This window comes from Loigolactobacillus jiayinensis, assembly GCF_003946445.1.
In the GTDB taxonomy this organism is placed as follows: Bacteria; Bacillota; Bacilli; order Lactobacillales; family Lactobacillaceae; genus Loigolactobacillus; species Loigolactobacillus jiayinensis.
In genome coordinates, this window is record NZ_RHOF01000090.1 from 1 (window position 1) to 8,806 (window position 8,806).

At 42.3% G+C, this 8,806-nt stretch carries 9 protein-coding genes; 5 read left to right on the top strand and 4 right to left on the bottom strand.

Annotated features, from left to right (window positions below):
- Positions 1-94: 94 nt before the first annotated feature.
- A complete protein-coding gene (locus tag EKM80_RS14110; protein WP_125554268.1) occupies positions 95-541 on the bottom strand; it encodes a GatB/YqeY domain-containing protein in 447 nt (148 codons plus the stop codon).
- Between the two features lie 29 nt (positions 542-570).
- On the bottom strand, positions 571-747 hold the full coding sequence (gene rpsU / locus EKM80_RS14115) for a 30S ribosomal protein S21 (protein WP_068224497.1): 177 nt from the start codon (positions 745-747) through the stop codon (positions 571-573).
- Between the two features lie 266 nt (positions 748-1,013).
- Here rpsU and EKM80_RS14120 point away from each other — a divergent pair, with 266 nt between their 5' ends.
- Positions 1,014-1,841 carry a pyruvate, water dikinase regulatory protein gene (locus EKM80_RS14120; RefSeq protein WP_125554270.1) on the top strand — a complete coding sequence of 276 codons (828 nt, stop codon included), beginning with the start codon at positions 1,014-1,016 and terminating at the stop codon, positions 1,839-1,841.
- Between the two features lie 52 nt (positions 1,842-1,893).
- Here EKM80_RS14120 and EKM80_RS14125 read toward each other — a convergent pair whose 3' ends face one another.
- On the bottom strand, positions 1,894-2,811 hold the full coding sequence (locus tag EKM80_RS14125; RefSeq protein ID WP_125554272.1) for a deoxyribonuclease IV: 918 nt from the start codon (positions 2,809-2,811) through the stop codon (positions 1,894-1,896).
- 124 nt (positions 2,812-2,935) lie between these two features.
- Here EKM80_RS14125 and brnQ point away from each other — a divergent pair, with 124 nt between their 5' ends.
- On the top strand, positions 2,936-4,288 hold the full coding sequence (gene brnQ / locus EKM80_RS14130; RefSeq protein ID WP_125554273.1) for a branched-chain amino acid transport system II carrier protein: 1,353 nt from the start codon (positions 2,936-2,938) through the stop codon (positions 4,286-4,288).
- 39 nt (positions 4,289-4,327) lie between these two features.
- On the opposite strand, the gene EKM80_RS14135 is transcribed toward brnQ, so the two are convergent.
- Positions 4,328-5,203, bottom strand: a complete 876-nt coding sequence (locus EKM80_RS14135) for a YitT family protein (RefSeq protein WP_125554281.1) — start codon at positions 5,201-5,203, stop codon at positions 4,328-4,330.
- A 240-nt stretch (positions 5,204-5,443) separates the two neighbouring features.
- Between EKM80_RS14135 and EKM80_RS14140 the strand changes: the two genes are divergently transcribed.
- From EKM80_RS14140 to EKM80_RS14150, 3 genes are all read left to right on the top strand, one after another.
- On the top strand, positions 5,444-5,665 hold the full coding sequence (locus tag EKM80_RS14140; RefSeq protein WP_125554275.1) for a P8 family protein: 222 nt from the start codon (positions 5,444-5,446) through the stop codon (positions 5,663-5,665).
- A 277-nt stretch (positions 5,666-5,942) separates the two neighbouring features.
- Positions 5,943-7,934, top strand: a complete 1,992-nt coding sequence (locus EKM80_RS14145) for a cation:proton antiporter (protein ID WP_125554277.1) — start codon at positions 5,943-5,945, stop codon at positions 7,932-7,934.
- A gap of 315 nt (positions 7,935-8,249) precedes the next feature.
- The gene (locus tag EKM80_RS14150; RefSeq protein ID WP_125554279.1) at positions 8,250-8,753 is read left to right on the top strand and encodes a GW dipeptide domain-containing protein; all 504 of its coding nucleotides are present in this window, start codon (positions 8,250-8,252) and stop codon (positions 8,751-8,753) included.
- Positions 8,754-8,806 lie beyond the last annotated feature (53 nt).

Here is an 8,806-nt window from a genome sequence, read left to right on the forward strand (position 1 = left end):
GCTTAACTTCCAGTTCTGCCTAAAATTAGCTATCAACAGGATTTGACAAAGAGCCCAAAAAAATAGCCGAACTTACGCTCGACTATTTTGCTGCCTATTTAGTTAAAGCTGCCTTGACTAAACGATTAACTAAAGCACCATCCGCGCGGCCCTTAACTTGGGGCATTAGCGTTTGCATAACTTTACCAAAATCCTTAGTCGACGTTGCATTAAGCTTAGCGACAGTAGTAGTGACTAGGTCACTAACTTCTGCTTCGGTCAGCTGTTGGGGCAAATAATGTTTCACTATCTCAATTTCGCCAAGTAGCGGTGTGACTAAATCTTCACGCCCAGCTTTTTGAAATTCATCAAGCGACTCTTTACGTTGCTTCAGTTCAGTGGCAAGTACCGCTAGTCCTTCTTGATCATTAAGTTCATGACCAAGCTTGATTTGTTCATTCGTAACGGCGGCCTTCAACATCCGCACAACAGCTAATGTAGCTTTGTCGCGTGCTTTCATTGCGGTCTTCAAGTCGGCATTTAACGTTTCGATCAGACTCATAGAGATTCATCCCTTAGTAGGCAAGTAAACTAGAACTTTTTACGTTTTCTTGCTGCTTCTGATTTTAATTTACGTTTAACACTTGGCTTTTCGTAGAATTCACGTTTACGGTATTCTTGCAACGTACCATTTTTCGATACGGTGCGTCTGAAGCGCCGAAGAGCATCATCAAGAGATTCGTTTTTACGAACGACTGTCTTTGCCATATGATATCCCTCCCTCCGAGCTTAAGAATGGAACCGTTTCGTCAAGATTACTCTCATAAAATTCGATTCGTTTTTAATTATAACCAACGCCTGCCGCCCCGTCAATAAGAAAGCGGCTTGCAAACGATAATATTTAGTACTTTTTTTTATTTACTACCGATCAGCCACTATTCTATGCTATTATGAAAACAATTACAAAAGCATGAGTCTGCCGCATTTATCTTGCGCAACACCACCACTCATTGCACATAAAGGAGTCATAACCAATGCCTAGTAAAACTGAAATCAAATTTTTTATTATTTCTGATTCTGTGGGTGAAACTGCACTAAACATGGTCCGTGCCGCCTTGGCTCAGTTCACCAACGTTGCGCCAATTTACTACCGCTTTCCTTTCACCAATTCAGACAATCGTTTAGACAGTGTCCTCAAACAAGCTGAAGACCAACGACCAATCATTATCCAAACATTAGTTACTGGTAACCTAGCCACACGGGTCAATCAATTTGCTGCTGAACAAAAACTAGTCTGTTACGATTTATTAAGTCCCATTATGCAAGAAATCAGTCGCCGCTCTGGTGAAATGCCCCACGGTGAGGCTGGGGCAATCCATCGGCTAAACGATCGTTACTTCGATCGTATCTCCGCAATGGAATTTGCCGTCATGTACGATGATGGTAAAGATCCAAAGGGCTTTTTGGACGCAGATATTGTTCTATTAGGCGTTTCCCGCACCTCCAAAACACCATTATCCTTGTTCTTGGCTAATCGCAACCTTAAAGTTGCCAATTTACCTCTAGTTCCTTCTGCCCATATTCCTGAACAAATTTGGCAAGTCGACGCAAAGAAAATCATTGGTTTGACCACCGATGTTGCTGTATTGAATAATTTCCGCCGTGAACGCATGATTGCTTACGGATTAAATCCAGACACAGCTTATTCGGATATGAATCAGATCACTGCTGAACTTGATTTTGCTAAACAATTATATGATAAGATCGGCTGCTATGTAATCAATACCGCCCACCGTTCGATCGAAGAAACAGCCACTTTAATTTTAGAACATATGGGCCTTGACCATTACGGGAAAAATTGATCGTGTTACTGTAAAAAACTGTTTGCCAACAATTAATGGCAAACAGTTTTTATTAACCAACATTTTGACTAAATGGTTGTTGGGTCACAATATCATTGAGTAAGTTCGGATTCATCTGTTGGGCCGCTAACATCGCAATTTCGTAACCGTAAGGCGCAAAGCTAGCGCCAGCTTCAGTTTTTACCCAGGGAGTCTCCATAATCTTAGGAATTTGAGCTAACTCCGGTAAATGAGCCATTTGATTTAGTGCCGCGAACCCAATTGTACCTAAGCCAAGATTTTGATGCCGATCTTTATGGCTACCTTGTGGGTTCTTCGAATCATTGAGGTGAACAACTTGCAACCGTTTTAAACCAATAACTTGATCAAATTCGGTTAGCACACCAGATAAGTCTGCCTTAATATTATAACCAGCATCGTTGGTATGACAGGTATCGAAACAAACGCTTAACAACTCATTCAAAGTCACACCAGCGATGATTTCCGCCAGTTCTTCAAAGTTACGGCCGACCTCAGTCCCTTTACCGGCCATAGTCTCCAGCGCAATTTGTACAGTTTGTTCTGGCTGTAACACTTCATTTAGGCCTTTCACAATATTGGCGATACCAGCTGCCGCCCCAGCACCAACATGTGCGCCAGGATGCAACACGATTTGCTTAGCGCCTAATGCTTCTGCCCGCGCCACCTCAGCTTGCAAAAACTTAACGGCAAAATCAAAATGATCCAATTTGATCGTATTAGCTAAATTAATAATGTATGGCGCGTGAATCACTAAACCTTGTATGTCATGTTGCTGCATATAAGTCTCGCCAGCCGCAATATTTAATTCAGCAATCGGTTTACGCCGGGTATTCTGCGGCGCGCCGGTGTAAATGCTAAATGTCGTTGCGTGATAACTGGCTGCTTCTTTGGCTGAACCCAGTAACATGGCTTTACCGCGCATCGCAACGTGTGAACCAATTAAGAACATTTGTACCGCATCCTTTTACTTTTGTTTAAAAATTAGGTAATCTAATAAGGTTAATTTAAACATAATCCATTATGTAAAAGCAATTATAGGTAACAGTCTTTTGTCTGTATGAGGAGGAAAAAATATGGTGCAGCAACATCGCTTGACTAAGCGCGAATATCTCTACATCGGTTCAATGTTATTTGGTTTATTTTTTGGTGCTGGTAATTTAATTTTTCCAGTATTTCTCGGCCAAAATAGTGGTCAGAATGTCTGGCAAGCCAATTTAGGTTTTCTCGTTACCGGGATCGGCTTACCATTGTTAGGCGTCGTCGCCATTGGTTTATCGCAAAGTAAGGGCGTTTTTGAATTAGCGGAACACGTTGGCCGTCCTTACGCTTATATTTTTACGATTTTACTCTATTTAACTATCGGCCCTTTTTTCGCGTTACCGCGTTTAGCGACGACTTCCTTTCAAATTGGTATCATCCCCTTTTTAAAAAGTAGTCAACAAACTAGTGCGCTGATTGTTTTCTCGATTATTTTCTTTGCGGTTACCTGGTGGCTTGCGCGCCGGCCCTCACAATTGATCGCCGTGGTGGGTAAATATCTGACCCCAGCGTTCCTGATTATTTTAGGCTTATTACTGATCACAGCGCTAGTCAGACCGCTTGGTAACATTAATCACGCCGCTGTAGCGAGTGCCTACACGCAGCAACCTTTTTTTGTCGGCTTTACTGAAGGCTATAATACAATGGATGCCTTAGCTGCCTTGGCTTTTGGTGTGATCGTCACTGACACGATCCGCAAACTCGGGGTGACTAAACCAACAACAATTGCTATGGATACCATGAAGTCAGGTTTGATCAGCATTGTTTTGATGGGCATCATTTATACTTTATTAGCCGTTATGGGCACTATGAGCCTTGGCCAATTTAAACCAGCGGCTAATGGTGGTATTGCCTTAGCTGCCATCGCTAATTACTATTTTGGTGGTTTTGGTAGTGTACTATTAGCTTTGTTAGTCATTTTAGCCTGTGTCAAAACTGCAATTGGCCTCGTTTCAGCGTTTGGTGAAACTTTTCAAGAGTTATTTCCTAAGGGCCACTACCTGTGGTACATCACAGGCGCTAGTATTTTACCTGGGATTTTTGCCAATATTGGTTTAACCGCCATCATCGCCTACTCCACGCCAGTTTTGATGTTTATTTACCCCTTAGCGATCACATTGATGCTACTAGGCATCAGCGGTTCACTGTTTAAGCAACGCCGGGTGGTTTACGTGACAACCACTATTTTCACCTTGATCGCGGCGATTGCTGACGGTGTGCACACTGCACCTGCCATCCTCGCAAATACCACCGTTGCGAAGACAATTGTCGATTTAGCGCAACACTATTTACCTTTTTTCAATATTGGTTTAGGCTGGCTGATTCCCGCACTAACCGGCTTCATCCTCGGGCTAATTTTAGCCAAATTATTACCTGCTAAAGTATAAATAAAAGGCACGTTGCTGAAAATAGCAACGTGCCTTTTTTCAAATCATCGGCTCATAAAAATGGCCGAGGATCTTAACTGTATCTGAGATACTAACGAAAGCTTTGGGGTCGGAATCATGCATCGCGACTTGTAGATCGTGCATCTCATAGCGTGAGATCACGGTGAACAAAATCGTCTTTTCATCATGCTGGTACGCGCCTTCAGCATCGTGCACAATAGTGATCCCGCGCCGCATCCGATTTTGAATGTGGTCGATCACCTTGCGCGGCTTATCAGTAACGATCATCACCTGCATTTTTTGCTGGCGGGTATACACCATATCCATAACCTTACCATTAACAAAAATGCTCAATGCACTGTAAAAAGCGTACGGCCAGCCAAAAATAAAACCAGCGGCGATCACGATAAAGGCATTGAAACTGATATTGATCGTCCCAATACTTTTACCGGTTTTTTTACCAATAACTAAGCCGATAATATCAAGTCCACCAGTTGAAATACCGTTCTTTAACGCTAAGCCGGTCCCAAACCCATTGACCACACCACCAAAAATCGCACAAATAATTGGATCAAAAGTAATCTGCGTAATTGGAATCAATTTCATCATCACACTGGAAAAGACGACGGCGATAAACGTGAAAACAGTGAACCGATGGCCAATCTGCCGCCACGCTAAAACAAACAACGGTAAATTCAGTAGGAACAGCAAAACGGGAATCGAAATGCTGACTGAAAAAATACGGCCACTTAATGTTGATAGTAACTGGGCAAAACCGGTGATCCCAGACGCATAAATATTGCCTGGTTGCCAGAAAAAGTTCATTGCGATCGACACACAAATTGAGTACAAAAAAGCCGTCGAAATCTTAGCGGTATATTGATGGCGCCGCATCACGCGCTGTAAATCATCCATATTTTCCTTATCCAACCTCTTTTAAATATAGTGCATAATCAGCTACCAAACAAATTGCAGCTTATTCAATGCATTATAACATATTGCTATCGGTAAGCGATCTTTATGCTAATCAATTAGCGCTCTAAAATTTTTGTGCTAACTTTTTTAGCATTATTCAACGCGACTTTGCTAAAAAGCGTTATACTAGAAAGTGAACTAAGGGATTAGTCCGTTAACTAAATCTAGGAGGTAAGCATTATGGCAGAAGAAGTCACAGAAGCACATATTCTTAACGAAAAAATGAGCGAGGCATTTGACTGGAGCGATAGTGAAACAGTCGTACGGGATGCGATTTGGGATTATTTCATGGAAAAAAATAATCACAACACCGACAAGACCGTTGTTGACGTTAAGCCTTACACCAGTGATAAGAGTGAGGACGAAATCAAACAGTTCATCGAAGCTAATTTGAAAAAATAAGTCACACCAGGTTTGCACTGGTCCCTGTCAAGCTGACCAAAGAACTAAAAATACGTTTTACGCTTTCAAATGGCTACATTTCATTATTTTATTGGAATGTAGCCATTTTTTTGCTGTTGTTGATCACCCGTCCGCTTGTTTTCTGCCACTAATATTTAGCCAATTTCTATCAAAGCCCCCGCCCCAAGTCTGATTATTTTTCACCATTAGCCTAGTTGCGCTATAATTCAAGCATTGATTCAAGTCAAATAACCCGATTCGCTAAGGAGTTAATATTTTGGAAGCCGTTTTTGCAATTGTTCTATTATTAGGTGCAGTTATTACCGCCAATATTTTATATGGTCTTTATGATCGAATTCCGCTGGCTTTCTACCAAATTGGTATTGGCCTTGTATTTACGCTATTGCCGCTTTACCATAATTACCGACTTGATCCGTCGATTTTCCTTTATGCCATCATTACGCCGTTGATGTTTAATGATGCACAGAATACATCGCGGCGTAGTTTATCGCGTAATTTGAGCACCACGCTTTCTTTAGCAATCACACTGGTGCTGGTTACTGTTTTGGTACTGGGCTTCAGTATTCACGCACTATGGCCGTTATTTACGCTACCACTGGCCTTTGCGCTAGGGGCCATTGTCAGTCCAACTGATGCTGTCGCCGTTAAATCGATCACGGCAAACGTTGGCCTTCCCCAGCGGATCCTCAATACGTTGGAAAACGAGTCGCTATTTAATGACGCCACTGGGATCGTTGCCTTAGAGCTTAGTTTAGCAGCTTTACGCACCGGCCATTTTTCAGTGACTCAAGGTGTGCTTGAATTTCTCTACGTTTTTTTTGGTGGCTTATTGATTGGCGCTGTCCTAGGCTACCTAATTGTGTCGCTGCGCATATTATTGCGGCGCCGTAATATCGGTGCTGTGCAAATCTTACTACCAATTCAACTTTTAGCGCCGTTTATCGTCTACTTTGTGGCCGAATCTGTCGGTACTTCCGGCATCCTAGCCGCCGTTGCTGCTGGCTTGATTCATGGCGTCGAACACGATCATTTGCAATTAACGTCAACCAAGGTCCAATTTGTGTCACAAACTACTTGGCAAATCATTAGTGATATTTTAAATGGTTTTGTTTTTGTTTTACTTGGCTTAACACTGCCGACAGTGGTAGTGACATTAATTAACCAACACACAGTGCAAATCTTCATCTTATTAGGCATAGCGGTGCTGATCTATTTAATTACCAGTATCCTGCGTTTTATCTGGGTTTATTTTGGCTTCATCAAAATTAATTTACACCACTACCCTAAACAAATGATCAGTGCACTGATTGCCACTGGCGGTATTCACGGTACTGTCACCTTATCAATGGCGTTATCATTACCTTTTATCGTTGCTGGACACAGCTTTCCTATGCGCAACGAGCTCATTTTTGTCGCCGCCAGTGTGATTTTGCTTAGTTTATTAGTGCCAACCTTTGTAATGCCATTGCTATTACCAAAACCAGCCCAAATCGCGCCCCAATTGGATCTGCATTTAGTTCGTAATGATATGCTCGATTATGCGATCAGCCAGTTGAAAAACGGTAACACAACCCCGGCGCAGCAAGCCGTTTTAGAAACACTATATCAACAAAAAGAGGACTACACCCGCCCTGACCGCGAACAAGTACGCCAATTTTTCAGCCAAGCTCAAGCCGCTGAACAAACTGCCTTAACTGAGATCAAACAGCGTGGTGAACTAACACCAGAATTGGAAGCTTGGTATCAGCGCTTTTTAACTAGCAGCGACTACATGACCCAGATCTCCACTGGCCGGTTTTTGCTACTACGGCTTAAACTTATTTTTAAATTCCGTGGTCGTTTTTTCCACAGAAAGTATCGGGCCAACACACAATCACCGCAATTTAAGCAACAGCGTGAACAATTCGTTAAAAAAATCAAGCAACAACGGCAACAATTAGCTTTGATTGAAGAATACGGTTATAACGCGGTTGCCAGTTTCTTAAATCAACAGACCACCCCAGAAACCTATCCAGCCGTGGCCCTGGTCCGCCAGTCCTATAACGTCCGTCATCGCCGTTTCAGCAACACAGAAGCTGCCAACCAAGAACAAATGCACCTTTTCATTGCCGCCTTTCAATCTGAATATGACTTTGTTGAACAACAACTACGTGAAGAAAAAATCACCACCATTATTGCTAGTCAGTTGCGCGAACAAATTTCCTACGACGAAATTGTTTATATGCAGAACAGTCGCACTGACGAGTGACTAGAAAAAGGGCCGATAAAAGCGAACATTGTCGCTTTTATTGGCCCTTTTTGTGTGGAACAACCGCAATATTTAAAGCTTGATCAATTCTTGCTGCGTCGCCTCAGCCATCACGCTAGTCAGATTAGCATATTTGACCACACTAATTAATCCTTTTCATTTGTTTTACTGACGACTACAGCACATAATAACTTCTCACTCTTGCTAAAGCCACACTTAGCAGTCGATAAAGCGGTTTAAAAATTTCAAAAAAGCACATATAATCGTGCGATTAATGGTAAAATTAAGCTATAAAATAAGAGTTGGGGTGATTTTATGGCAGACAGCGACTTCGATGTCTACGTGAGCAATATGTTAACAGTAAATTACGACGCAACAATCGACCAAACCGCCCGCTTTGATGGGCTTTATCCGGGAATGATCTGGCCGTACAACCATGGTAGTGTGGCCGGCAATCATGCTGCGCGGCCATTACACGGCGTTCAAATTCACGTCACGCGTGAAGCAATACTTAATACAGGGCTGACCTTTGCTGAATTTAATTGGCAGGACAAGGATGTTTGGATACTAAAAGATGGCATTATTCCGCCAACCTTTACCGCCAAAATTAAGCTAACTAATCAATTGGCAATATTAGCTAAGCCCGAAATTGATTATCCCTATTTTAAAGCCGTCCCACAAACTAATAGGCACAATCATATTCCGCTGGGCTATCTTAATAAACAGCGCTTGGCCGGTCAAAATGTTCTCGTTACCGCTCAGGCCATTCGGAGTGATAATGCTGAATTTACACAATTTTTCATTAACGGCTCAAGCTGAGAGTGTCAAATTTTATGTGTAAATAGAAAAGCCTCTCGTCTTTTTCTTTAAAA

Excerpts from the sequence above, each read along its gene's own strand:
- EKM80_RS14140 (WP_125554275.1), top strand. The coding sequence starts at position 5,444 with ATGGCAGAAGAAGTCACAGAAGCACATATTCTTAACGAAAAAATGAGC.
- EKM80_RS14135 (WP_125554281.1), bottom strand. The coding sequence starts at position 5,203 with ATGGATGATTTACAGCGCGTGATGCGGCGCCATCAATATACCGCTAAG.
- EKM80_RS14125 (WP_125554272.1), bottom strand. The coding sequence starts at position 2,811 with ATGTTCTTAATTGGTTCACACGTTGCGATGCGCGGTAAAGCCATGTTA.
- EKM80_RS14150 (WP_125554279.1), top strand. The coding sequence starts at position 8,250 with ATGGCAGACAGCGACTTCGATGTCTACGTGAGCAATATGTTAACAGTA.
- EKM80_RS14110 (WP_125554268.1), bottom strand. The coding sequence starts at position 541 with ATGAGTCTGATCGAAACGTTAAATGCCGACTTGAAGACCGCAATGAAA.
- rpsU (WP_068224497.1), bottom strand. The coding sequence starts at position 747 with ATGGCAAAGACAGTCGTTCGTAAAAACGAATCTCTTGATGATGCTCTT.
- EKM80_RS14120 (WP_125554270.1), top strand. The coding sequence starts at position 1,014 with ATGCCTAGTAAAACTGAAATCAAATTTTTTATTATTTCTGATTCTGTG.
- brnQ (WP_125554273.1), top strand. The coding sequence starts at position 2,936 with ATGGTGCAGCAACATCGCTTGACTAAGCGCGAATATCTCTACATCGGT.